The sequence below is a fragment of the Anaerocaecibacter muris genome, from assembly GCF_943192945.1.
Classification (GTDB): domain Bacteria; phylum Bacillota; class Clostridia; order Christensenellales; family Pumilibacteraceae; genus Anaerocaecibacter; species Anaerocaecibacter muris.
In genome coordinates, this window is the sequence record NZ_CALPCE010000002.1 from 61240 (window position 1) to 85352 (window position 24113).

Annotated in this window: 26 protein-coding genes and 1 tRNA gene; 20 read left to right on the plus strand and 7 right to left on the minus strand. The window is 51.3% G+C overall.

The genetic code is table 11. The features are described from left to right. Nucleotides 1-32: 32 nt before the first annotated feature. Together NFR57_RS01825 and NFR57_RS01830 are read left to right on the plus strand one after the other, a co-directional pair. A tRNA-Met gene (locus NFR57_RS01825) sits at nt 33-110 on the plus strand. A 169-nt stretch (nt 111-279) separates the two neighbouring features. Then, nucleotides 280-624, plus strand: a complete 345-nt coding sequence (locus NFR57_RS01830; RefSeq protein WP_251182131.1) for a four helix bundle protein — start codon at nt 280-282, stop codon at nt 622-624. Between the two features lie 160 nt (nt 625-784). On the opposite strand, the gene NFR57_RS01835 is transcribed toward NFR57_RS01830, so the two are convergent. Then, nucleotides 785-1108, minus strand: coding sequence for a helix-turn-helix domain-containing protein (locus NFR57_RS01835; protein ID WP_251182132.1), 324 nt, complete (start codon nt 1106-1108; stop codon nt 785-787). Nucleotides 1109-1311: 203 nt separating this feature from the next. On the opposite strand from NFR57_RS01835, the gene NFR57_RS01840 reads away from it, so the two are divergent. After that, on the plus strand, nt 1312-4782 hold the full coding sequence (locus tag NFR57_RS01840) for a zinc ribbon domain-containing protein (RefSeq protein WP_251182133.1): 3471 nt from the start codon (nt 1312-1314) through the stop codon (nt 4780-4782). 182 nt (nt 4783-4964) lie between these two features. Continuing rightward, the gene (locus NFR57_RS01845) at nt 4965-5819 is read left to right on the plus strand and encodes an alpha/beta hydrolase (protein ID WP_251182134.1); all 855 of its coding nucleotides are present in this window, start codon (nt 4965-4967) and stop codon (nt 5817-5819) included. Between the two features lie 116 nt (nt 5820-5935). On the opposite strand, the gene NFR57_RS01850 is transcribed toward NFR57_RS01845, so the two are convergent. The 3 genes from NFR57_RS01850 to NFR57_RS01860 form a co-directional block, all read right to left on the minus strand. Further along, nucleotides 5936-7168, minus strand: coding sequence for an aminopeptidase (locus NFR57_RS01850; RefSeq protein WP_251182135.1), 1233 nt, complete (start codon nt 7166-7168; stop codon nt 5936-5938). A 71-nt stretch (nt 7169-7239) separates the two neighbouring features. Next, the gene (locus NFR57_RS01855) at nt 7240-7746 is read right to left on the minus strand and encodes a FumA C-terminus/TtdB family hydratase beta subunit (RefSeq protein WP_251182136.1); all 507 of its coding nucleotides are present in this window, start codon (nt 7744-7746) and stop codon (nt 7240-7242) included. After that, a complete protein-coding gene (locus NFR57_RS01860) occupies nt 7743-8564 on the minus strand; it encodes a fumarate hydratase (protein ID WP_251182137.1) in 822 nt (273 codons plus the stop codon). The genes NFR57_RS01855 and NFR57_RS01860 overlap by 4 nt, the downstream gene beginning before the upstream one ends. 81 nt (nt 8565-8645) lie before the next feature. On the opposite strand from NFR57_RS01860, the gene NFR57_RS01865 reads away from it, so the two are divergent. The 7 genes from NFR57_RS01865 to NFR57_RS01895 all read left to right on the plus strand — a co-directional run bounded on the left by NFR57_RS01865 (nt 8646) and on the right by NFR57_RS01895 (nt 14400). Beyond that, entirely contained in the window at nt 8646-9416 is a 771-nt protein-coding gene (locus NFR57_RS01865) for an MBL fold metallo-hydrolase (RefSeq protein WP_251182138.1), read from the plus strand. Continuing rightward, nucleotides 9410-10516 (plus strand): CPBP family intramembrane glutamic endopeptidase, encoded by a 1107-nt coding sequence (locus tag NFR57_RS01870; protein WP_251182139.1) that lies wholly within the window; start codon nt 9410-9412, stop codon nt 10514-10516. Before NFR57_RS01865 ends, NFR57_RS01870 begins: the two co-directional genes overlap by 7 nt. Then, entirely contained in the window at nt 10513-11613 is a 1101-nt protein-coding gene (locus NFR57_RS01875) for a CPBP family intramembrane glutamic endopeptidase (RefSeq protein WP_251182140.1), read from the plus strand. The genes NFR57_RS01870 and NFR57_RS01875 overlap by 4 nt, the downstream gene beginning before the upstream one ends. Further along, nucleotides 11610-12050 (plus strand): 23S rRNA (pseudouridine(1915)-N(3))-methyltransferase RlmH, encoded by a 441-nt coding sequence (locus NFR57_RS01880; RefSeq protein WP_251182141.1) that lies wholly within the window; start codon nt 11610-11612, stop codon nt 12048-12050. The genes NFR57_RS01875 and NFR57_RS01880 overlap by 4 nt, the downstream gene beginning before the upstream one ends. Before the next feature lie 517 nt (nt 12051-12567). Beyond that, on the plus strand, nt 12568-13377 hold the full coding sequence (locus tag NFR57_RS01885; protein WP_251182142.1) for a M14 family zinc carboxypeptidase: 810 nt from the start codon (nt 12568-12570) through the stop codon (nt 13375-13377). Between the two features lies 1 nt (nt 13378). Next, nucleotides 13379-13993 carry a tRNA adenosine(34) deaminase TadA gene (tadA, locus tag NFR57_RS01890; RefSeq protein ID WP_275557163.1) on the plus strand — a complete coding sequence of 205 codons (615 nt, stop codon included), beginning with the start codon at nt 13379-13381 and terminating at the stop codon, nt 13991-13993. 113 nt (nt 13994-14106) lie between these two features. Beyond that, nucleotides 14107-14400, plus strand: a complete 294-nt coding sequence (locus NFR57_RS01895) for a hypothetical protein (protein WP_251182143.1) — start codon at nt 14107-14109, stop codon at nt 14398-14400. Between the two features lie 88 nt (nt 14401-14488). Here the strand turns inward: NFR57_RS01895 and murC are convergent, their stop codons facing one another. Then, nucleotides 14489-15745, minus strand: coding sequence for a UDP-N-acetylmuramate--L-alanine ligase (gene murC / locus NFR57_RS01900; protein WP_251182144.1), 1257 nt, complete (start codon nt 15743-15745; stop codon nt 14489-14491). Nucleotides 15746-15937: 192 nt separating this feature from the next. Here murC and spoVG point away from each other — a divergent pair, with 192 nt between their 5' ends. The 6 genes from spoVG to NFR57_RS01930 all read left to right on the plus strand — a co-directional run bounded on the left by spoVG (nt 15938) and on the right by NFR57_RS01930 (nt 20499). Then, nucleotides 15938-16216: a septation regulator SpoVG gene (spoVG, locus tag NFR57_RS01905; protein WP_251182145.1), complete on the plus strand. Its 279-nt coding sequence runs from the start codon at nt 15938-15940 to the stop codon at nt 16214-16216. A gap of 364 nt (nt 16217-16580) precedes the next feature. Continuing rightward, a complete protein-coding gene (secG, locus tag NFR57_RS01910; protein ID WP_251182146.1) occupies nt 16581-16880 on the plus strand; it encodes a preprotein translocase subunit SecG in 300 nt (99 codons plus the stop codon). A gap of 124 nt (nt 16881-17004) precedes the next feature. Further along, nucleotides 17005-19044, plus strand: a complete 2040-nt coding sequence (gene rnr / locus NFR57_RS01915; protein ID WP_251182147.1) for a ribonuclease R — start codon at nt 17005-17007, stop codon at nt 19042-19044. 118 nt (nt 19045-19162) lie between these two features. Then, entirely contained in the window at nt 19163-19468 is a 306-nt protein-coding gene (locus NFR57_RS01920) for a type II toxin-antitoxin system RelB/DinJ family antitoxin (protein ID WP_251182148.1), read from the plus strand. Next, nucleotides 19465-19788 (plus strand): type II toxin-antitoxin system RelE/ParE family toxin, encoded by a 324-nt coding sequence (locus tag NFR57_RS01925; protein WP_251182149.1) that lies wholly within the window; start codon nt 19465-19467, stop codon nt 19786-19788. Before NFR57_RS01920 ends, NFR57_RS01925 begins: the two co-directional genes overlap by 4 nt. A 144-nt stretch (nt 19789-19932) precedes the next feature. Beyond that, the gene (locus tag NFR57_RS01930; RefSeq protein WP_251182150.1) at nt 19933-20499 is read left to right on the plus strand and encodes a hypothetical protein; all 567 of its coding nucleotides are present in this window, start codon (nt 19933-19935) and stop codon (nt 20497-20499) included. Nucleotides 20500-20919: 420 nt separating this feature from the next. On the opposite strand, the gene NFR57_RS01935 is transcribed toward NFR57_RS01930, so the two are convergent. Further along, on the minus strand, nt 20920-21069 hold the full coding sequence (locus NFR57_RS01935) for a hypothetical protein (RefSeq protein WP_251182151.1): 150 nt from the start codon (nt 21067-21069) through the stop codon (nt 20920-20922). 212 nt (nt 21070-21281) lie between these two features. On the opposite strand from NFR57_RS01935, the gene NFR57_RS08815 reads away from it, so the two are divergent. Together NFR57_RS08815 and NFR57_RS01940 are read left to right on the plus strand one after the other, a co-directional pair. Beyond that, complete coding sequence (locus NFR57_RS08815; protein ID WP_420840761.1) at nt 21282-21494, plus strand: helix-turn-helix domain-containing protein; 213 nt, start codon at nt 21282-21284, stop codon at nt 21492-21494. A 66-nt stretch (nt 21495-21560) separates the two neighbouring features. Next, nucleotides 21561-21776, plus strand: a complete 216-nt coding sequence (locus NFR57_RS01940; RefSeq protein ID WP_275557164.1) for a helix-turn-helix domain-containing protein — start codon at nt 21561-21563, stop codon at nt 21774-21776. A 146-nt stretch (nt 21777-21922) separates the two neighbouring features. Here NFR57_RS01940 and NFR57_RS01945 read toward each other — a convergent pair whose 3' ends face one another. Beyond that, entirely contained in the window at nt 21923-22498 is a 576-nt protein-coding gene (locus NFR57_RS01945; RefSeq protein WP_251182153.1) for a GNAT family N-acetyltransferase, read from the minus strand. A gap of 144 nt (nt 22499-22642) precedes the next feature. Here NFR57_RS01945 and ychF point away from each other — a divergent pair, with 144 nt between their 5' ends. Beyond that, nucleotides 22643-23734, plus strand: coding sequence for a redox-regulated ATPase YchF (ychF, locus tag NFR57_RS01950; RefSeq protein ID WP_251182154.1), 1092 nt, complete (start codon nt 22643-22645; stop codon nt 23732-23734). The last annotated feature ends 379 nt before the right edge of the window (nt 23735-24113 follow it).

Sequence of the window (24113 nt, forward strand, 5' to 3'; positions counted from 1 at the left end):
TAAATAAGTAGTATACTACATCTACACTCTGATGCGGGGTGGAGCAGTTAGGTAGCTCGTCGGGCTCATAACCCGAAGGTCGCGAGGTTCAAGTCCCGCCCCCGCTACCAAAAATCGGTAATGCGTAAACGCGTTGCCGATTTTTTACTTATTCACTATTCCCCATTCACTATTCACTTTATCCTGTGCCGATTTTTGGAGTGAATAAGTAAAAGTGAAGAGTGAAGAGTTTATACGGTTGGAGTTGACAAGTTTATAATAATACGGTAAAATGATTATATGAAAGACAGTCCTCTGATAATTAAATCCAAACAGTTCGCGTTGGATATTATAGAAATTTGTAATAAGGTCAAGACCGCGCGAAAAGAAAGTGTTTTGACGAATCAGCTTTTGCGTAGCGGAACCTCTATCGGGGCGAACATAAGAGAAGCGGCTTTTGCTCACAGTAAAGCCGATTTTGTTGCGAAATTGCAAATTGCCCTTAAAGAATGCTCGGAAACGGAATATTGGTTAGAATTGTTGACAGATGCGCAGTATTATAATGATAAAGATATTTTAAATAACTGCTTGGAAATAAAGAAGATGTTGATTTCTTCTATAAACACCGTCAAAAGTTCAATTTAGTTGCAATGCGGGCTACCAAAAATCGGCGTAGAGCGCAAGCTCTTGCCGATTTTTTATTTATTCGCTATTCGTTTAGTTCGCCGCCGCTGTCGCGGCGCAAATAACAAAGTCGGCTTTGCCCGACTTTTATTATATTTGATATTGTTTTTGATTTTTATTGTCAGCGGTTTTCGCGCTTGGAGTTTATCAGCTTTAACAGGTCGAGCACCAAGCCTATTTCCATTGCGTCCATTTTGTTGAGTTCGTCGGCTATTGCCTTGTACTCGACGGGGAACGCTATTCGGTCGTCGAAAAACTCGCTCGCGCTCATGCCGAAATAATCGCAAAAGTTTATAAGACCCTCGACCGACGGCATGCTTTTGCCCGTTTCTATCTGGTTGATGTATTCGCTGCTCTGTCCGAGTTCCATACTCAACCGCCGCGCCGATATGTTGTGCGCAAGTCGTATTCTTGCGTAACGCTCTTTTATAAAGCCTTTGTCCATGCTTCAATTTTACAATATGTATCTGTAAATATTGCATATATTCAATATTTATTACTTGACATACATACTGATAATATGTATAATAAGTGTAATAAATATTCACGCGCTGTATTTTCGTTAAATTTTTGTCGTGAACTACTGTTGTTTGTGGCGGAGAGGCGGACGAAATGCGGTACGTGACGGATAAATCGAAGGAGGTACATATGTACAAATGTACAAATTGCGGCAACGAGTTTGACGGCAAGTTTTGTCCCGAGTGCGGAACAAAGCGCGTCGAGCAACTTATTTGCCCCGACTGCGGCACGCAAGCTACGGCAGGCGCGCGGTTTTGCTCGGAGTGCGGGCATGCGTTTGCGCAACCCGTCAAGCCGGCGCAGGCGACTGACGCGCAACCGCATTTTGCGCAACAACAGCCCGCGCCAAGCGCAAATGACGAGCCAATCGTAAGGAACGCACCGACCGCGCAGGCGGAATCGGGCGCGACGGCGACAAGCGTGCAATCCGACAATATGCAAAAGGGCGCTACGCCCGCGGTTTTAAAAAAGATTTACGCCGCGCTTCGGTTCGCGCCCATGGCGATGTTCGCGCTGTATTCGGTGTTGTTGTTGCTGTTTTATCTTGCGCCAATAGCCGAAGTGCCGTTATTGAGTCTTATGGGCGGCGGCGGTTCGGAAAGCGCGGGAAGCGTGTATTCCATGTTGGACGGACTTGTAGGCATAAGCGTAACGCTTATTATTTTTGCGGCGGCGGCAATCGCGTATGCGATAGTTGCGACCGTATGCACATTCCGCGCCGACAAGCGCGATAGGGAGATCAAGCTGTTCGGCAAGCTAAACATGACGTTGGGCGAAGCCATATCGGCGTTTTCGATAATCGCGTATCTTATATTCGTCATACTTGCGGGCGTTGCCATGGGTCAGGTTTCGAGTATAAACGACGACGCGTTGGGCGGTATGGGCGATATGGGCGGCATGGGAATTTCGCTTACCGTTGTGGAAAGCGGCGCCGCGCCCAAGCTCGTAATGGCGTTTGCCATAATATTTATGGTATTTGCGGCGGCGGCTGTCGTCGTCAGAATAATACTCGGCAAAAAGTTCCCCGAACTGTGGCAAGCCGAATCGTCGGCGCGCGCGGAGCGGGAAGCAAAGCGCAAAGAGGCGGCGGAGCAAGCGGCGGCAAGCGCGGCGGCGGCAATGCCGACCGGCGGCGCAATAGCGGCGGACGGCATTCAAAAAACGAAGTCCGCGGCTACAATAGAGAGCGGAGTTAAACCGCTGTTGCATTATGCTTATGCCAACAAAAAAGCGCAACGTGCGGTTCTGTACGCGTTTTTATGTTTGCAGCTTACCATGATCGCAGTGATTGTGTTTTTAATACTGACTATTTGTTACGTTTGCACGGTCATCAGTCCGCACTGGATAATTTTGACGGGCGCGTGCTGTATGGCGTTGTCCGTGCTGTTGAGCTTTGTTATACCCGTCAAAAAATGGTCGCCCGAAAGTTTCCGCGACGTGGTGTCCAAAAAGACGAAACACAATAAAGGCAAACTGAATATCAAGAAATTCGTTTTCATGTATATCACGCTTATACACTTGACGGAGGCGTTAGTAGTGTTCCGATTGGTATTCGGCGTATTGTTGCGCGGGTATTTGGTTGCGGATATTTTCGGAATAGTCGCGTGCGCGGCGTTGTTGGTGGCGGCAAACGCCGTTGCAAAACGCAATCACGCAATATCCGAATATCTGTTCGGTCATCAGGGTCCGCCCCCCGGAGCGGAGCTTGTCGTTGAGTACGACGAAGAAATTCAGCGCGCGGCATACGAAAATTATAAAGCCGCCGTCAAGGCAAAACGCGCCAAAAAAGATTCGCCCGACGTAAAGAAAAAGACGGTAAAGCGGCGCGTTAAGTTCGGCGTTGCGGGCGCGCTGTTGGTCGCCGTTTCGGTATTTGCAATCGTCACGCCGCCGCTCCTTACGGACAGATTTTCGGCAAGCTATGTAAGCGAGCTTAAAGGAAGCGTTGTCGAGGCGGACTGGTCGTTGCGGTGGATGATGGGCGATCCCGCCGTCGTGCGCAATATCGGCGAGGATTCCGCCGTTATCGAGTATTGCAGCGACAATTATCTCGAACTTATGAAAGAGGCGTATGAAATAGAAAAGCAAATCGAAAACGCGGAAGCCAACGGCGATTTGAGCAAACTGCAATCGCTGTATGTAAAAATGCAAAGCCTCGAAGCGCGTTTAAAAACTATGACTTTTCAATCGCTGTCCGTTTATATCAATAAGGAAGTGTATTTTTACGACGATAACGGGTCGTCAAATAGCGAATTGAACAGTTACAACATTTTCGACGGCGGCGGTTTTTCTTTTTACGACGCGAAAGTAATAGGGATCGAGCTTGACAATAATCGTTGTTTGTCGTCGCTCGACGGACGGAAAAACGTTAAAGAGGTGCATTGCGACGGCGCGCAATTAGTGCGTTACGGCGCGCCGATTGCCGCGGGCGCATATACGGAAGTGTTCTACACCGACGGCAGTTATCGCTACATGCCGCTCGAAGGCTCTGCGTTTATCGGCGTGGATACGAGTAGATTGGGCGCGCAAAGCGTAAAGGTGCAGGACGATTGGGGCGAGTATACTATTAGCGTAAACGTAGTAAGCAGCGTATCGGGCACGACCGAATTCAACGGCAGAAAAGTGGATTACACGCTGACGGCAAAGGAATCCGATAACGGTCTGCGGCTTGCGCTTACAAACTATAAAGAGGATTACGACTATCGCGGAAGCATAGAAAATTCGCAGTGGTATGCCAACGCGTCACAAATAACGGAATTGCATTTCGACGCAAGTATAGATTCGTATTTCGTTACCGATCGGATCGACATGTCGATATTTACTTCGCTCCGCGATATTACCGTCGCGTCCAACAGCAATTACCTGCGCGCCGAAAACGGCATACTTTATAACATGAGCGACAACCGAATACTGTACGCCGTGGGCGAAGCACTGCGCGGTTCTACGCGTGAAAACGCCGTAATAGGCGAAGCGGAACAACGGTACGAAGTTTATATGTCCGACGAATATTTTGACGAGTATTGGATTTCGTTCACGCCGCAGGAATCGGGTCGTTATTCGTTCTTTTCCGACAGCAATTACGTTTATGCGGCGGGCGCACTGTACGTCGGCGACGATACAACGCCTGTGATAGAAGATAACGAATACGGCGACAGATACGATTTTTCGATGGAATACAATCTCACGGCGGGAACGACTTACTATTTGCGAACGTCGAGAGTGGGATACGAAGGACTGTGCGGGGTAAGCATTAACCGTATCGGCGATATAGAAAACGGCTATTCGCGCGACAATCCCGTAATAGCTTCGGTCGGCTCGAAGTATAATGTGACTTTCGATTCGAGCGGCGACGAGTTTTGGATTTCATTCACGCCCGAAAGTTCGGACACTTATGTCATTCAGTCGAAAGGCAATCTCGATACTCATGCCGCGCTGTATGAGGGCGACGGCACTTCGCCGGTCGAAACCGACGACGATAGCGGAGAGAGTAATAATTTTTTAATAAGTCGCCGATTGACTGCGGGAACAACTTACTATATTAAAGTAATGCCCTATGATAGTAGCGGAATGTGCACGGTGCATATAGATGTTGCAACTTGACGAATATTATATGTCATAAATAAAACCGTAAATTTAAATTAAAGGCGGCGGCGATCCGAATACGGTCGCCGCCGTTGTTTACATTTGAAAAAGAAGCGTGCCGAATTGCGAAATACCGTTGACAATGCGTTGCGTGTCGGATATAATAAGGAAAACAAGCCGCTTATGCGGAAAACGGAGTAATGATGAATACGCAGACTATCGACCTTTACGCACAACTTAACGTGCCGCGCAACGGCGCGACGGGCGGATATTTGCACGCTTACGTGCCTAACCGCTCAAAAGAAACCGTTAAAAAAACCCATCCCGCGATTATAATCTGCGCGGGCGGCGCGTACAGATTTTTATCGGACAGGGAGGATGAGCCGATCGCGCTTCGGTTCGCCGTTTTGGGTTATTGCGCGTTTACGCTCGAATACACGGTAAACGCGGCTTATCCCGTGCCGCTTATAGAAGCGTGCATGGCGACGGCGTATTTGCGCGAGCATGCGGACGAGTATTGCATAAGCCCGACGCATATCGGCGTGCTCGGCTTTTCGGCGGGCGGCAATCTTGCGGCGATGCACGCGACGCTGTTTGCTGAAAAGGAAGTGCAAGCCGCGCTCGGCGCGCATGCACAGTACGTGCGACCGGACGCCGCGGTGCTGTGCTATCCCGTCGCCACGCTCGACATTTGCACGCACGGCGAATCGTGCGAGGTCATAACGGGCGGCGACAAAAAGTTGCGCGACCGCATTTCGCCCGAAAAGCGGGTGACAAAGGACAGCGCGCCCGCGTTTATTTGGCACACGTATGAGGATGACGGCGTGCCCGTCGAAAACTCTTTACTGTTGGCGACTGCGTACCGCAAAGCGGGCGTGCCGTTTGCTCTGCACGTGTTTGAAAAAGGTTGGCACGGCATGAGTTTGTGTAACGCGATTGTAAGCAATCAAACCGCCGCTGACGTGGAAATGTATCACGTGGGCAAGTGGTTCGATCTTGCAATCGATTGGCTCGCCGCGCACGGTTTTCGTTTGGAAGTCGCAGGCGAAAAATAGTCCGCGCAATTCCGCGTGTTAAATTAACGATAAATAAAACCTCCGCCGTCGGGAACGAGAGCGGAGGTTTTTATAATTACGGAAAACAATTTACTGCGGAATCGGCGCGGCGCGCATTACTCGAAGTCTTTTGTAAAGTTGCCGTTTTCAAAGACTTTGAGCGTTTTGCCGTCCTTGGTTTCGGCGGTTATTTCCAAATCCTTGGTGCCGACCATAAAATCGACGTGCACGTCGGAATCGTTTATGCCGCGTTTGGACAACTCCTCTTTGCTCATGCTGTCGCCGCCCTTAACGCAGGTAGGGTAGGCTTGACCTATCGCAAAGTGACAGCTCGCGTTCTCGTCGAACAGCGTTTCGTAAAACAGCGTGTTCAACTTGCTTATGGGCGAGTCGTAAGGCACGAGCGCGATTTCACCCAGACTGCGACTGCCTTCGTCGGTGTCGATTATGCCTTGCAATACGTCCTGATTTGTGCTCGCCTTGGCTTCGGTTATGCGCCCGCCTTTGAGCGTGAGTTCGATATTTTCTATAATCTTGCCGTTATAGCACAGCGGCATTGCGGCTTTTATAACGCCGTCGATATTGCGGCAGTCGGGTGCGGAAAAAACTTCCTCGGTCGGCATGTTCGCATGGAACATTACGCCGTTGCAATCCTCTGCGCCGCCCGAAAACACATAGCCTTCGGGCAAGCCGACATATACGTCCGTGCCTAACTTGTTTTTGTAGTGCATGCGCGTAATGCCCGCGGCGTTGAGCCGATCGCAACGTGTTTTAAGTTTTTCGGAGTGTTTTTTCCACGCTTTGACGGGGTCGTCGTTATCTACGCGCGTCGTCTTGGCAATGTACTTGCCCAGCTTTTTATATGCGTCGCGTTCTTTGAGGTCGGGGAACATCAGCTTCGCCCATGCGGGGTGGGGATATGCTATGATAGACCATTTAATCTTGTGCGACATGGCTTTGTCGTAATAGGGCGACAGGTTTTTCATGTCCGCACGGCGCGCCGCGGTTATCTTTGCCGCGTCCGCGTGTTCCAAGCCGTTGGGATCTTCGCAGATAATATTGATGACGCAACCGTCGACGTCGGCGTAATAATTGCGCTCGTCGTAGACGAATTTCGGTTTGTTCGTTAGCGTTTCGACGGACTGGTGCGCAAAGTCGAGCTTGGTAAGTTCGCCGTCGCGATAGCGGACTATTACGCGTTTCGCGCCGCGCTCGTAACACAGCTTGACTATTTCGTGCGTAAGCTCTACCGCGTCCACCGAGGAAATAACGTAAACTTCTTCGCCCGCTTGGACGTTTACGCCCGAATACACGACCGCTTTGGCAAGACCTTTGTTAAGTTTTTTCATAATATATATTTCTCCTATTTATATGCTGTTCCGTGCCGCCCGCACGTTATTTTGATTTTGCCGCGCCGCCGCTAAACGACGGACACGACTGCGGGAAAGTCCTCGACGGTGAGTTTGTACACCGCTTCGCAACCGAGGTCGGGGAAGGCGATTAGTTCGCACGCGGTCACTCGGCTTTGATACAGCGCCGCCGCGCCGCCTATCGCGGTGAGATACGCCGCGCCGCGCTCTTTTATAGCTTGTGTAACGGCGGGGCTTCTTACGCCTTTGCCTATCATAACTTTAAGCCCGTTTTCCAAAAGCAGCGGGGTGTATGCGTCCATTCTTCCGCTTGTCGTCGGACCGCAACTGCCTATTATTTGTCCGTCGGCGGCGGGCGTGGGGCCGCAGTAGTAGATTGCGGCGTTGTTTAAATCGAACGGCAATTTTTCGCCCGCGCGTATCGCCGCGGCAATGCGCTTGTGCGCTTGGTCGCGCGCCGTGTACAGCGTGCCGTAAACGCTTACAAACGTGCCCGCGCGCAGATTTTTTATAACTTTTCCGTCCGTCGGAAGATACAGCTTTTTATTATCCGTCACAGTTTCACCGTCCCGTGCCGCAGGCTGTGGCATTGAAGATTGACCGCGACGGGCAACATGCCTATGTGCGTGGGCGCGACTTCTATGTTGACGGCGAGCGCGGTAAGATTGCCGCCGAGCGCCGCCACGCCTATGCCGAGCGCGTTTATTTTGTCTGTAAGTTGCGCTTCGAGCGCGGCGACGTCCGCCCGCGCGTTGTAAGTCCCGATAGGGCGGAGCAATGCGCGCTTACTCAAAGAACAGGCGGTTTCGGTCACGCCGCCTATGCCGACGCCCACGACAAGCGGGGGGCAGGCGTTTCGCCCGCCGCGTTCCGCCGCGTCCACGACCGAGCGCACTATTCCGTCCGCGCCGTCCGCGGGCGTAAGCATGTACAGGCGCGACATGTTTTCGCTGCCCGCGCCCTTTGCCAAAAACGTTATTTCCAAGTCCTCGCCGTCGGTTATTTCCGTTTCTATGACGGCGGGGGTGTTGTCGTGAGTGTTTTGCCGCGTCAGTGGGTCGGCGACGGATTTGCGCGCGCCCGCATATGCGTCGCGCACCGCGCCGTGCAGTGCGGCGGTTAAACCTTTACAGCAAACTCCGTCGCCCATGCGCACGAAAAACAACGCTTGACCGGTGTCTTGACAGCAGTACAAACGCTTGGATTCGGCTATGCGGTTGTTTTCCGCAATCAGCTTTGCGGCGGCGGATTCGAGCGCGTTGTCGCTGTCCAATCGGTCGAGCGCGGCGGTCACCGCCGCGTCGGGTTTGATAAGACACTCGGTTATAAGCCGAGCGACGCGCTCGCGCACAATGGCGCAATCGACTGTTTTCATGATATTATTTTAACATAAGCCGACAGTAAACACAACAAAATTCACTTGATTTTGAGTATATAATCCTGTATAATAATTTAAATGGGATTAAGAATTTGCAGTCTGGCGTCCGGATCGAAAGGTAACTGCTGTTACGTGTCTGACGGACGAACCGATATACTTATCGACCTCGGCATTTCCGCGCTTCGCGCGGAGAAGTGTTTGAGCGTGCTGGGCGTTGACGCGGACGGCGTGAACGTGCTTGTTACGCACTCGCATACCGATCACGTCGGCGGGCTTAAAATTTTTTGCAAGCGTCACGTCGGCGCGCGTATTCATTGCCAAAAGGAGAGCGCGAACGCCGTCGAGTATTATTCGGGCGTCGAGCCGTGCGTGGTGGAACGCGCGTTCCGAGTGGGAACGCTGTCCGTTACGGCTGTGCCCGCATCTCACGACGTGCCGTGTTTCGGTTACGTTATTTCGGACGGGAGCAAGCGCGTCGCGGTCATGACTGACGTAGGCACGCTCAATCCCGAACAGCTTGCGCTGTTTGCCGCGTGCGACATCGTTATGCTCGAAGCCAATCACGATATTGCCAAGCTGAACGCCAATCCTCGATATACGCGCGTACTAAAAGCGCGCATAAGCTCGCGTTACGGGCACTTGTCCAACGCCGACTGCGCCGCGGCGTGCGCGTATCTCGCGGGCAACGGCGTGCGGAATTTTATTCTCGCACACCTGTCGGAGGAGAACAACGAACCCGACCTCGCCGTCAACGAGGTTGTAAACGGAATAGTAAAAGCCGGCGTAACCGACGCGCGGGTGATAGCCGCGGGGCAGTACGCAATGACGGGGTTGTTTGAAGTATGTTAAACGCTGTCAAACCTATTCAACGCAAATACGATTACTGCGGCGCGTGTACGTTTTACCTCGGCGCGGTGATAACGACGTTGCTGTGTCAGGCGCTCGCGGGCGTTGTGTCCGCCGCGCTTGTCGGCAAGTATCCCGATATAAGCAATAACGGCGATTTCAATACCGCGTTTATGATATTCGTGCAGGCGGCTAACCTCGCGTTTATCGCGCTGTTTTCCAAACTGAACGGATACAAATTCGACTGCGCGTTCGTAAAGAGCGACAGGGGCGCAAAGTCCTTGCCGTTCGCTGTGGTCGTGCCCGTTTTGGCGGCGGGATTGCTGCTTGTCGGCATGTACTTGCCGACGGTGTGGTTCGGGTATTTTACGCGCTACGCGTTGCATGTTCCGCCCGACTTCGGACAACTGCGGTTGACCACGCCGTCGTCCATAGCCATGGTAGTAATCGCGTCGGTGTTTTTAGCGCCGCTGTGCGAGGAAACGATATACCGCGGCGTGCTGTTTTGCGGGCTTAAAAAAGAGCGCAAAACACTAAACGCCGTACTGCTGTCCGCGCTCGCGTTTATGCTTATGCACATGAGCCCCGTGCAGGTTGTTTTTCAGTTTGCGATAGGCGTAACGTCCGCATTCATCATGCACAAGTCCAAGCGGCTGTTGCCGTCGGTAATACTGCACGCGACAGCCAACGCGCTCGCGCTCGTCATGGAACTTACGCCGCTGTCGGGCATGCTTGCAAACTGCATGGCATGGTTGACAAACAACGTTGCGGCGGCATTGTTTATAACGATAGGACTGGCGGCGGCGTGCGGCGGCGCGCTGTTCGTGCTTATTAAATACGGCTTTGATATTGCGGATCTGTTCGCCCGCAACAAACGCGATAATAAACCCGCGCAGGCGAGCGCGGCGACTGCGGAAAACGGCGACGGCGGAGCTGACGACGGCGAGGCGGGCGATGAGCGCGACGATATGAGCGCGCCCGACCGTATGCGCGATCAAATAAGCGCGGCGGCGCGCAAAAAGGACGGAACGTTCAGGTTTTGGACGGGGATTGTGATTTGCACGCTATTGCTTTTAATCAACCTTGCGGTGACGGTGTTATGACGCCCGCGCCTATGTGGTTAAAACGCGACTACCGCGCGACGTCTTACGCGCTGTGTTCGTGCGTGTTGGGCGTTATATTCATGCGCTTATTGGTGTATTTTATTCCCATGCCGACGGGCGGGTACGGACTGTCTGTCGCGTCAAAAGCGTTGTTCTCGTTGCCGACGCAGTTGCTGTTCTTTTTTGCCGTGCCGTTTTGCATATACAAGTTTTACGGCAAGCGCACCGTAAAAAATACGTTCCTGTTCAGTTCGTGCGGCGGGTTCAAGCCTTATTATCTGTTTGCATTGCCCGTCGGGATAGCGGCGTTTGTGCTTACGCTCGGCGTGTCGTCGGCGTGGACGGCTCTGCTCAAACTCACGGGCTACACCGTCGCGTCGTCGTCCGACCCTATGCCCGAAAAATTTGTGTTCGGATTTTTTCTTGCGGAGCTCATACTGACCGCGGTATTGCCCGCCGTGTGCGAGGAGTTTGCCGTGCGAGGCGGACTGTTGACCACTGCGCAAAACACATTTAAAACGGTCGGGTGCGTGGTGCTGTGCGGCGTTGTTTTCGGGCTGTTTCATCAAAACATACGGCAGGTGTTTTATACGTCGCTGTTCGGCGCGCTCGCCGCGTATGTAGTTATAAAGACAAAAAGCCTGTACCCCGCGATGCTAATGCACTTCGGCAATAATTTTTGCAGTGTGTTTTTCGACTATGCCGATTTTTACGGCTGGGGCGCGTTCGGCAAGTTTTACGACATGATAAACGTAATGCCGCTGTGGGCGTTGATGTTGCTGTTTCTGTCGGCGGCGGTAGTGGGCGCGGCTGGCGTGGTCGCCATGCTGTACTTTAAGGATAAACGCGTGATCGCGCGCAAAAAAGAAGTAATTAAGGACGCGGCGTTCGACGCTACAAATAAGCGCGTCGTGCTTATGGGCGAGTTCGACCCCGACCGCGTGCGCAGTCTGGAAATGGAAAAGGAAGTGTACGGCGCGGACTATGCGCGCGAGCTTTACAGGCCGTCGGCGCGCGATATTATGATTATAGTCGCGCTGGGCGTTGTTACGCTGTGCACGACGGCGTTCACTTATGCGTGGGGGTTCTTCTATTGAAGCGGATAAAAATTGTGTGCGTGGGCAAGGCGAGCAAGCCGTTCTGTCGCGACGGTTGCGCCGAATATATTAAACGCCTTAAAGGCTTTTACGACGTGACGGTTGCGGAAATCCCCGAACAACCGACGGTCAAGAAAGAGTGCGACGAAATTTTAAAGCGCGTGACGGGCGGCGAGTTTTGCTTGCTGGACATAAACGGCGACGACATGCCGTCCGAGGAACTGGCGCGAACGTTGAGCAAAGCGCACGAGCGCACCGACGAAATTGCGTTCGTTATAGGCGGCGCGTCGGGCGTGGACGATCGCGTGCGGCAAGCGGCAAAGCGGCGAATTTCGTTCGGGCGCGCGACGTACCCGCACCAAATAGCCAGGCTGTTGCTGTGCGAACAACTGTACCGCGCCGCGACCATCATTAAGGGTATACCGTATCATAAGTAAATGAATAAATAAGAGATAATAGATAATAGTTGCGGAAGTTTTGCTCCGCGCAAAACTTGATTAGATATATAGAAAAGCAAAGCTTACACCACCCATCATTCCGAGCTTGCCGAGGAATCAAGGCGAACCGCCGCAGAGGTATCAAGTCATTACGTTTATCCCATTAACGTAACGCAATTATTCGGGTGTAAACACAATAAACGGTCAAAGCCCACACACGACAGAAATCCAAGCTGTGCTTGGTGCGGCTACGCCTTGATTTCTCCGCTTCGCGCGTGACCGCGCTACGGTCGAAATGATGGGGAGGGGGGTATGGCGTGCGCGCCTCGGTAATTGATCGGAAAAAGTAGTCATGTATACACCACCCATCATTCCGAGCTTGCCGAGGAATCAAGGCGAACCGCCGCAGAGGATAAAAGCTGTTGCCAACCGCATTACCGCCTCGCCGCCGCAGAACAAAAACAGTGCATATTACACAACGCGGAATTAAGATCGGACTTTGTCATATATTAACCGTATGGACATAGTCGAAACGGTAAGAACGGAACTGCGCGCTGCGGCGGATACGTTTTCGATAGGCAAGAGCGAGCGCGGCAACGACATACTGTGCGCGCACTGCGGCGGACACGGCGGCAGACAGATTATAATAACGGCGGGCATACACGCGCGCGAGTGCTACACCGCGTTTGTCGCGTTGCGGCAGATACGCGACTACAATATTCGCGGCGACGACGGGGCGTATATAATCCCGCTTGTCAATCCCGACGGCGCGCGATTTTTTGAGAGCGGCGACGCGCAGGGTAGCGAAATTCTCGGAGCGTATGCAGGCGAGTATCGCAAGTGGAAAGCCAATGCGAGCGGAGTCGATCTCAACTGCAACTTCGACGCGAACTGGGGCATGGGCGCGCTCAACAAGCGGTACGTCGGCGCGTCCGACTATATAGGCGCGTATCCGTTTTGCGCGGCGGAGAGCATGGCGTTAAAACTGTTTACCGAACGCGTAATGCCGAGCGCGACGGTCAGTTATCACTGCATGGGCGGCGAGCTGTACTGGGAGTTTTTTCAGCGCGGCGCGGCGCGGCGGCGCGACGAGGCGTTTGCGGCGGCGGTCGCCCGAAAGATAGGCGTCAAAAAAGTTGACGGGCATTTGGACTCGGCGGGCGGTTACAAGGACTGGTGCGTGCAAAGGCTGGGTATTCCCGCCGTGACGGTGGAACTCATAAAGTCGGGAAGTCACCCGTTTTGTGCGGCGGACTTTGCGCCCGACGTCGAGGCTAACGCCGATCTGCCTGCATTTATATTCGATTTGCTTAACGAAAGGAGTTGACATGAGCGAACAAACAAGCGACAAAACCCGTGCGGTCGGACAAGCGCAAACCGTCGGACAGTCCGACGTTGCGGAACAGTCGGGCGCGATCGAGCAAGCGCAAACGGACGCAGACAAATTTTCCGAGCGCGACGTCAAGTTTATGCGCGCCGCGCTGGACGCGTTAAAAGACTGCCCCGATTGCGAAGTGCCCGTCGCGGCTGTGGTAGTTTGCGGCGACGAGGTTGTGTGCGCGGGCGTAAACCGCAGAGAGGCGGACAGCGACCCGACTGCGCACGCGGAGGTCGTGGCGATACGCGCGGCGGCTAAAAAACTGGGCAGGTGGAATCTGTCCGATTGCGAGCTGTACGTAACGCTCGAACCGTGCGTCATGTGCGCGGGGGCGATAGTGTATTCGCGCATATCGCGCGTGGTGTACGGCGCGCACGATTTGCGGTTCGGCGCGTGCGGAAGCGCGGTCAATATCGCGCAGAACGAAAAGCTAAACCACCGCGCGGAAATAATCGGCGGCGTGCTCCAAGCCGACTGTCTTGCGCCCATACAGGCGTTTTTCAAAGCCAAGCGCAAAGCCGCCAAAGCCGAGCGCGATTGCGCGCGAATATTAGAGCGGGATTAAAAGTGCATTAAATATATCGGAATAGTCCGAAGCGCGATTGACAAAAATATAAATTACATATATAATTCGGGTACGGGGTGCGACCCCGCATAAACCGACAAGGGAGAACGCTCATGATAGTGGGACGGTTGTTAAACAAAGTAATAAACATATTTACGGGCTTGTTCGGCATAGCGACGCTCATACTTATGCTCATAGTGTATATAAACAATGCGGCGGGCGGACATCTGCTCCCCGCGGCGGCGGCTATCAATATAGGCAGTGCGCGCAACTATTGCACGCTTGCTACCGTGTTTTGCGCCGGCGCGGAATTTACTCTCAAACGCAATGTAATAATTGCTATCATCTTTGCGGGAATAATCGCCGCCGTCGCCGTGTTTATGATTTACACCGACTTGGCGTATTGATAAATTATTTAACAGATAAATACAAACAGCAAAAGGGCTCGCGCGGCGGCGAGCTTTTTTGCTGTAAGAAAAACCGTAAATCGATTTTTTAACTGTCGTATTCCGCCGCGATAAACAGGTCGGCGACCTTATCTATATCGCCCGCGCCCATGAATATAACTGCTTTTTCGCGCAAGTCCTTGCACCGTTCCACTATTTCGGTGAACGTGTCGAAGCAGTACGCTTTTTCTTTGTTCTCCACAATCTTGCGGCACAGCGCGTGCGAGGACACGCCGTCGGCGGGCGCTTCGCGCGCGGAGAATATGGGCGCGAGTATGACGGTGTCCGCAAAGGACAGCGCGTTGACAAACCCGTCCATAAGGCTTTGCGTGCGCGAATACGTGTGCGGTTGAAATACTACCGCGACCGACGGAAATATTTCGCGCGCGGTCTTTATTGTCGCGGCTATTTCGGTGGGGTGGTGCGCATAGTCGGTAAAAACGGTTTTGCCGAACGCTATGCCTTTGCGCTCGAACCGACGCGCAATGCCGCGAAACTTGCTTATGTGCGGCAGTGTTTCTGTCAGCGACAGTCCGCACTCGCACGCGGCGGCTATCGTTGCGAGCGCGTTGTAAACGCTGTGTTCGCCCGCAACGGCAAGATTTACGCGCGCGCGCTTTTTGCCCGCAAGGTAAAATGCGCGCATGCCGTCGCGGTTTTGCACGTCGGTCGCGCGATACGCGCAGTCGGGCGACGTGCCGAAATAAACGGCGTTTTCAGCCAGTCCGCGGCACAGCGGGTCGTCGCCGTTGACGATAACTTTTTTGCAGTTTGCGCAAAACTTTTTATACGCGTCTATAAGCTCGGCTTCGTTCCTGTAAAAATCGGGGTGGTCGTACCCGACGTTGAGCACCACGCCGACGTCGGGCGATAGGTGCAAAAAACTCGCCCTGTATTCGCACGCCTCGGTTATAAAGAATTTGTCCGCGCCCACTTTCGACCCGTCCGCAACTCCGACGTGCACGGTCGCGTTTCTGTCCGAAAACGCCGCGCCCAGCATTGCGGTGGTCGTGCTTTTGCCGTGACAGCCCGCGACGGCTATAACCTTGCCGTAGGTGCGCGACAGCTCGCCGAGATACGCGGCGCGTTCTATGGTCGGTATGCCCGACTGCTTTGCGCGGATAAGTTCGCAGTTGTCGTCGTGCACGGCGTTGGTGTACACGACGAGGTCGCAACCCTCGACGTTTTTGGGGTCGTGACCGCCCGTCGATCTGTCGGAGCCTGTGACGGTGTTTCCGCGCGAAGCGGCAAACTCCGCAAGCGCGCGCATGGACACGCCGTTGCTCCCCACAAAATGGATTTTCATATCTCTTAAATATGCCGCGAACGGCGCGAGTGTGATTGCGCGCGGCGGCGTTATTAGCCATAATGCGCGGCGTTTCTACGAAATGCGTCGGATTTCGTTATTGCGCCTGTAAAATTTTGTCAAAAACTATTGATCTTGCTACAAGATTATGTTATAATATTGTCGGACGCAATTTATTTCCGGAGGAGAATTGTGGAAATCACCGAGGTAAGACTCCGCCTCGTAAAAGAACCCGGCAAGTTGAGAGCCGCCGCGTCGATAACTATCGACGATTGCTTTGTTGTTCACGATTTGCGCGTGGTTGAAACCGAGGGAGGGCTTTTCGTCGCTATGCCCAACAAACGTATGGGCACAGGCGAGTTCCGTGATATCGCGCACCCCATCAACAACGATACGCGCGATTACATAGCCAAACTCGTGATAGATAAATACAAAGAAGAATCCGAACACGCTAACTCTTTTCCGCAATAATTAACTTTGGTTCTATGTAAATATCTACTCTCGGCGTTCCACGAAGCTCTTTGGCGGGCTTCGGCGGTTTTTGCTTTTGTTTTTTGTATAGAATAGGGCGGAACGCGCGCCGAAAGTAAGGAGAAGGCGCGAACGTTGCCGCGGATTAAGTACCGCCGAGGCGCGGGCGCAATGCGAATATGGCAAAGTAAAGGCAAGGTCTGCGCAAAAATAGCGGCGAGCTTTTTATAAATAAGCGTCAAATCGCTTGCGCAATCTTTAATACTGTGATATAATAGCCGTGCTTAAATTCTAAACGGAATAAGAAAAAGCGCAAATTATCAGTAAATCAGTCAGTGATTGCGATAAATTTTAGGAGATATATATGTCGTTCTCGTTCTTATCGGTAGCAGGATGGATAGTCGATTCGTTCCCTATCATCCGCATAGTAATGATAGCTTTAATGGTGCTTATCGCGCTCGCGCTGATCATCATAATAATGTTTCAACCCTCGTCGTCGTCCGGTATGGGTGCGCTCACCGGTCAACGCGATACGTTCTACTCCAAGGACAAGTCCAAGTCGCTCGAATCGGTAATGAAAAAACTGACCGTAATACTCGGCATTATCGAAGGCGTGCTTGCAATACTGTTCTTTGTGACGTTGTTCATCTATCGCGGCAATTAAGTAATTCGAGGGACTTTTTAAAGTTCCTTTTTTGTTGGAACGCTAAAAATTTAAAGGGGCAAAAAAGTCATGCGGCAAAGCGACGTTTTTCCCGCGCGGCTATTGACAATAATCGGATATAATCATGAAATACGAAAAGAAAGGTAAATATAACAATAATAACCGCGGCGGCTCGCACTCTAACGGCGGTCGGGCGCGGCACGACGGCAAAGGATCGCAATCGCGCGACGGCTCGCGCAGGTCGGGAGTTTTCGACGCGGAAATTCCCGCCGTTACGGGCGTGCTCGACTGTAAGGGCGAGCGGTTCGGGTTTATACGCGGCGGCGAGGGCGAAAGCGACGTTTTTGTTTCCGCGTCCAATCTTTGCGGCGCGCGGCACGGCGACGTTGTGCGCGCTGTAATCACGGGCGATCGTCCCGCGCGCGAGGGCGGCAGGCGGCGTGAGGGTCGGGTTATAAGCATAGAGGAACGCAACCCCGACAACATTGTCGCAACGGTCGTATACCGCGACAACGCGTTCTGCGCCGTGCCCGACGACAGGCATTACGGCGAGCTGCTGGAAATAAACGGACTGGGCGGCGCGAGCGAGCACGACAAGGTTATTATCGAGCTTGTGCAGACTTCGCGCGGCGACCGCGCGCGCGTTTTAGCCGTGCTCGGTCGGTTTGACGAAATAGGCATGGACGTTAAAAGCGTTATCGCCGCGCACAACCTGCGCACAGAGTTTCCGCGCGACGTTACGGAACAGGCGGACGCTTATCCCGACGTAATCGACAATGCGGAAGCGGCAAAGCCGTACCGCCGCGATTTCCGCGACCGCGTCATCTTTACCATAGACGGAAGCGACAGCAAGGATTTCGACGACGCGGTGTCGGTGGAAAAGACGGAAAGCGGGTACAGTTTGGGCGTGTATATTGCCGACGTCGCCGAGTACGTCACCGAAAATTCGCCGCTCGACCGCGAAGCGCTTGCGCGCGGCACGAGCGTGTATCTTGCGGACAGGGTCATACCCATGTTGCCCGAAAAACTGTCCAACGGGCTGTGCTCGCTCAACGAGGGCGAGGACAGACTTGTGCTTGCCGCGCTAATCGAACTGGACAACGACGGCAACAGAATAAAGTCGGAGGTGTGCGAGGGTGTTATACGATCCGCCGCGCGCCTCACGTATACGGGCGTTCAAGCAATGCTCGACGGCGACGAGCGTCTGCGCGAAAAGTTTGCGCACGTCGCGCCGTCGCTCGACATAATGAAAGAGCTTGCGCAAAAGCGCGTCAAAATACGCGAGGGACGCGGGTCGATAGAATTCGACCTGACCGAAACCGAAATAAAATTCGACGAGCACGGGCGCGTCAAGGACATTGCCAAAAAACCGCGATTGTTCAGCGCGCAAATAATAGAGGAGTTTATGATCCTCGCAAACTGCGCCGTTGCCGAAAAGTTTAGCAAGGTGAAAGCGGGCGGTAAAAAATTGCCGTTTGTGTACCGTGTGCACGAACGCCCGTCGCCCGAAAAACTTGCCGCGCTAAACGACTACCTCGACGCCGTGGGCGCAGGCGTGACTTGTCCGTTAAACCCCGTGCCGTCGCAGGTGGCAAAGCTGTTGTCGCGTGTCGGCGAGGATATTTCGACGGCGGTCGCAAAAGTCACTCTGCGCGCCATGGCGAAAGCCGATTATCAAGCGGAAAACAAAGGGCATTTCGGGCTTGCCGAACCGTTTTACTGTCATTTCACTTCGCCGATACGCCGCTATCCCGACCTCGCCATACACCGCATAATAAAAGCGTATTTGCGCGGCGGCGAAAAAGCAGTCGTCAAGTACAGGGATTTTGCGCCCGTCGCCGCAATGCGTAGCAGTAAAGCCGAACGCACTGCGCAGGACTGCGAACGCAAGGTGGACGACTACAAAAAAGCCGAATATATGTCGCACCGCGTCGGCGAGAAGTTTGTCGGCACGATAAGCTCGGTAACGGACTTCGGTTTTTTTGTGGAACTGGAAAACACCGCCGAAGGGCTTGTTCGCATGAGCGCGCTCCCGCCCGCCGCAACGTTCGATAGCAAGCGGCTGTGTATTTCGTGCGGCAGAGCGTTGTTCCGCCTCGGCGACAGAGTGTATATAATAGTCGAAAAAGTAGATGGCGACAGAATAGATTTCATTTTGGCGTAAAACATTACCGCCTTTACCGTAATCCGTAACAAAATAAATATATAAAATTGCGCAAAATGCTTGCTAATAGCAATACAATAGCATATAATATAAGTAAGTAACGACGGAGGTAGTAATTATGGCAAAAACGTCTAACGTATATATTCGGCTCGATCCGAGAGTGAAAGAGCAATCGGAAACGATATTAAATCAACTGGGCATACCTATGTCAAATGCGATAGCGTTATTTTTACAGCAGGTAATATTGCAAAACGGAATACCGTTTGAATTGAAACTGCCCGAAAGCAAGCCTGTTGCTTACGGCGCGTTGTCGGATGAGCAATTTAACCAAATTATAGAGAACGGAATAGCGGAGTATGCGTCGGGGCGCATTGTTTCCGCGCAGAACGTAAGAGAGCAAATAAAAAGGGAATTCGGGGCATGACATACGAAGTAGTTTATACGCAAAAAGCGTTAAACGATTTGCGGAGTATACATAGATATATCAAAATCGATTTGCTCGCGCCCGACGCCGCGCGAAACGTGTCCGATAAAATTATGTCGGAAATCGAAAAACTTGACGAAATGCCCGATAGATTTGCGTTGTATGAAAAAGCGCCGTGGAAAGAACGCGGTTTGCGTAAAATGAACGTCGGGAATTTCCTTGTGTTCTACTTGCCGATAGAAAAGCAAAAGCAAGTGCTTATCGTTGCAATAATGTACTGCAAACGAAACATAGACAAAATTCTCGACGATAACGATTAAATAAATTAACCCGCTGTGCGTTAAAAGCGGGTTTTTTATATTAGTTATTTTACATTATTTAATTTGAAAATTTTTACAAGTACTTGACATATAATTTTCGGTATATTATAATAAATCAACTAATTAGGCAAGGAGGGTGATATTATGAGAATTAAGAAATTTTCATTATTGACGAGTATTGTTGCATGCGGGCTTGCCGTGTTCGGTATGGCGGGTTGTTCGTCCGATTACACGGTTACGGTAAAGGAAATGAAAGACGATCTTCAAGAGTATAAACTCACGGTTAAGGCGGGCGAAACAGTTACTATGAATATGCTTGCCGAAAAATACTGCGACAAGTTTATGGAAGACACGGGATTATTCCGCGATAAAAATCTTTATGTGGACGAGCAATGTTTGGTAAAATTCGTGGGCGGCGTAAACGATAATATAACATTATATTTCGGTTCGTACAGCCCTATGACTTATGAAGAAGTTGTGTTCGATTACAATAACGAACAGTATGCGATTTACCGCGCGAAAGGAACGACGCTTACTGCGGAGGATTTTTCGCGTTCGGCATACGGTTACGGCGACGCGGCGGACTATGTATTCTATTCCGATTCGGCGCATGCGACCGAACTTGATATTAGCAGTGTGGAGATAGGCAAAGATAATAACGGCGATACAATTTATTCAAGTACCGTTATTTATGTAGCGGACGCGGCATAAGTCGCGGGAGTAGATATTTTTATTTATACGGCTTACGCCTTGATTTCTCCGCCAATCACAGATTGGATTTCCTTCGTGTGTTTACTATTGTTGCCGATCGAGCTTATCGCCCGATTAAGTGCATGCGTAAAGTCATGGCGCTACGGTCGAAATGATGGGGGGGCAAGATAATAAATAAGAGATAAGAGATAATAGTTGTGGAAGTTTTGCTCTGCGCAAAACTTGATTTAAATATATAGGAAAGAAATGCTTATACACCCATCATTCCGAGCTTGCCGAGGAATCAAGGCGAACCGCCGCAGGATGAAAAGGCTTTATTTACGTGGTTAGTCGGGAAAATAAATAGAATAAAGCCCTATATCAGTAAATATGTTTAACAGTTTTGCCGCGCGCGCTGTTTTATTGACGATAGCGCAACGGTTATTCTATGTCTAAATGTGCGGCAATCCGTTCTATGAGCTTTGCCGCTCTTTTAATAATTTCGTCAATATCTTCCGATGAATCGATTTCAATGACGGGCGTCCAGTCGGAGCAAGGGTAACTGTTTTTTCGCGCTCTGACAAACGTCATTTTCCGTATGCTATTGTTTGTGCAGTGCGCGTCTTTTAACTCGTGAAATTTTCCGTTATTGTCCTTTGCATAATGTGCGCGAAAAAAGTAACAGTTTTCACATAATTTGGGTTCGTTCATATCGTATTCCTTTTGAATATAGTACATATAATATAGATTAGGCAATGCCTAATTGTCAAGCATTTTATAGGCATTGCCTATAAAATGCTTATATGATAACCGTAGATCAAATTAGGCAAAGACTGATATTTGAAATCCAATCGAGTGGAATTTCACAGCGTGAAATAGCTATCGGGCTTGGAGTTTCTGAACCTACTGTGTCGCAATATATGTCAGGTAGGGCTATGCCGTCACTTGAAACTTTTGCAAATTTGTGTAAATTATTAGACCTTGATCCGTCATATTTGTTGTGTATAAAAGATTAGTAAAAACGACATTAGGTAATGCCTAATGTTTAAGTATGATATAGGCAACACCTATATCATATAAGCATGATTACGCTTGATATAATTAGAAACAGGTTGATAGATGCTATTAAATATAGCAATATGTCGATTACGGAAATAGCAAATAGATTGGGAATAAAGCCTCCGACCGTGTCGCAGTATTTGTCGGGTAGGGCAATGCCTGCGCTTGATACGTTTGCTAATCTTTGCAAGATTTTAGACGTCGATCCGTCTTATATTTTGGGAATAACCAACGAATAGTTTTTAGGTATAGAATAGCAAAGCCCACATCACCCATCATTCCGAGCTTGTCGAGGAATCCAGGCGAACCGCCGCAAGGTGGAGCGGAATAATTAAACAATAACCGACGAATAGTTTTTAACAGTATTAAAAAATCCCGCGGAGTGTTATTGCTTGCGGGATTTTTTGTATTTTTCGATTACTGTTTGAAAATCTGTGTTGTAAACTTTTTCGTAAATTTCGCGCACGACGGGTTGCGCGTCGGATAGTGCAATGGGGTAGCTCATTAGTTTAAGCGGGAAGGGCGCGTCGTCTGCGCGGAACGGCGGTTGCAGATATTCGCAGTCGTTCATTACAAAGCCCAATCGTTCGTAAAAGCCGCGTCGTCGTTTTTGTAAGTCGGTTTCGGGCGGTTCTATTTCCAATACGATAGCGGGATAGTCGGTTTGCAACAGTTTTAACGCCGTCGCGCCATACCCCATGTTTCGATATTGCGCATAAGTTGCAAGATGTTCGATATATAAAATATCGTCGCAAGTCCACGCGCCTATAAACCCGACAACGGTATCTGCGCGCATAATGTCGAACATTATATAATCGGCGTATTTTGCCGCACGAATAAAATCGGCATAATCGCGCCGTTCCGATTTGTCAAACGCTTCTTCCAACAGCGCATAAATTCTTGCGCAGTCTTTTTCGCTCGCTCTCGATAGCGTTATTGTGTCCTCGCTCGGTGTGTTCATGCCCGTATTGTACATTATTAAATATGTTATGTCAAATGGAGTGATTTGGTTAAAATTTCGATTAGTGTTGTAGCGTGTTTTGCTTTGCTTGACAGCGTGCGGGGTTATATAGTAAAATATAAGAATTAAAGTATTGGAGAAGCTATGAAAATCGGAGTTGTAGGTTTGCCGAACGTCGGCAAAAGCACGCTGTTCAACGCCATTACCGAGGCGGGCGCGGAGTGCGCTAACTATCCGTTCTGTACGATTGAACCTAACGTCGGCGTGGTTGCCGTGCCCGACGATCGGCTTGCCGTTCTCGAAAAAATGTATTCGAGCAAGCGTGTCGTGCCTGCGGTTATCGAGTTTGTCGATATTGCGGGGTTGGTCAAGGGCGCGTCGCACGGCGAGGGGCTGGGCAACAAGTTTCTTTCGCACATACGCGAGTGCGATGCGATTATCGAGGTTGTGCGGTGTTTCGACGACCCCAACATAATTAACGTGTCGGAAACGGTCGATCCCGTGCGCGACGCGGAGGTCATAAACACCGAGCTCATGCTCGCCGATTTGGAGAGCATAGTAAAACGTCGGGCGAGGTTTGAAAAGACCGTTAAGAGCGGCGATCCCAAAGCCGCCGCCGCGCTCGACTTGCTCAACCGCATGACTGCTTGTATCGATTCGGGCAAGTCGTTGCGTTCCATGAAGCTGGACGACGAAACGCTTGCGACGGTGGACGGGCAATTCTTGCTGTCGGTCAAGCCTATTATTTACTGCGCAAACATTTCCGAGGACGATATAGGCGCGAACGAAAACAAGTACGTCCAAGCCGTGCGCGAGTACGCCCAAGCCGACGGCGCGGCGGTTATCGATATTTGCGCCAAGGTCGAGAACGAAATTTCGCAGTTGCCCAAATCCGAACGCGCCGAATATCTTGACGCGTTGGGACTTACAAAGTCGGGACTGGAACGCGTCATTACGTCCGGTTACGAACTTTTGGGGCTTATGAGCTATCTTACCGCGGGCGAAAAGGAAGTGCGCGCGTGGACTATCGAGCGCGGCACGACCGCGCCCAAGGCGGCGGGCAAAATTCACTCCGATTTCGAGCGCGGGTTTATTCGCGCGGAAATTGTGTCTTATGACGATCTCGTGTCCTGCGGTTCGCTCGTTGCGGCAAAGTCCGCAGGCAAACTTCGCAGCGAGGGTAAGGACTATGTTATGCGCGACGGGGACGTCGTCGAGTTCAAATTCAACGTTTGAGCGCGTATATACTTCGTTATGCGGCGTCGGCCGTCGAGCGGCGCTCTGTCGTGTAGGTGGGTCTACACTCCCAGCGCGCCACCCTTGGACTTCCTTGCCTAACTCGTATCTGCGCGCTCAAATATGCTTTGTCGAATTTTTTTGCATTGCTTTTCTGCGGCGGTTCGCCTGGATTCCTCGACAAGCTCGGAATGATGGGCGGTGTGGGATGTACACTCCTATTATTCTACAAAGCGCACAAAAGCGAGTTTGTCTTTTCTCCCACTCTGCGGCGGATGATCGTAGCTCAATCGACAAGCGCGGAATGATGGGGATATAAGCATTTCTTTTCTATATATTTAATCAAGTTTTGCTTTACGCAAAACTTCCTCAACTATTA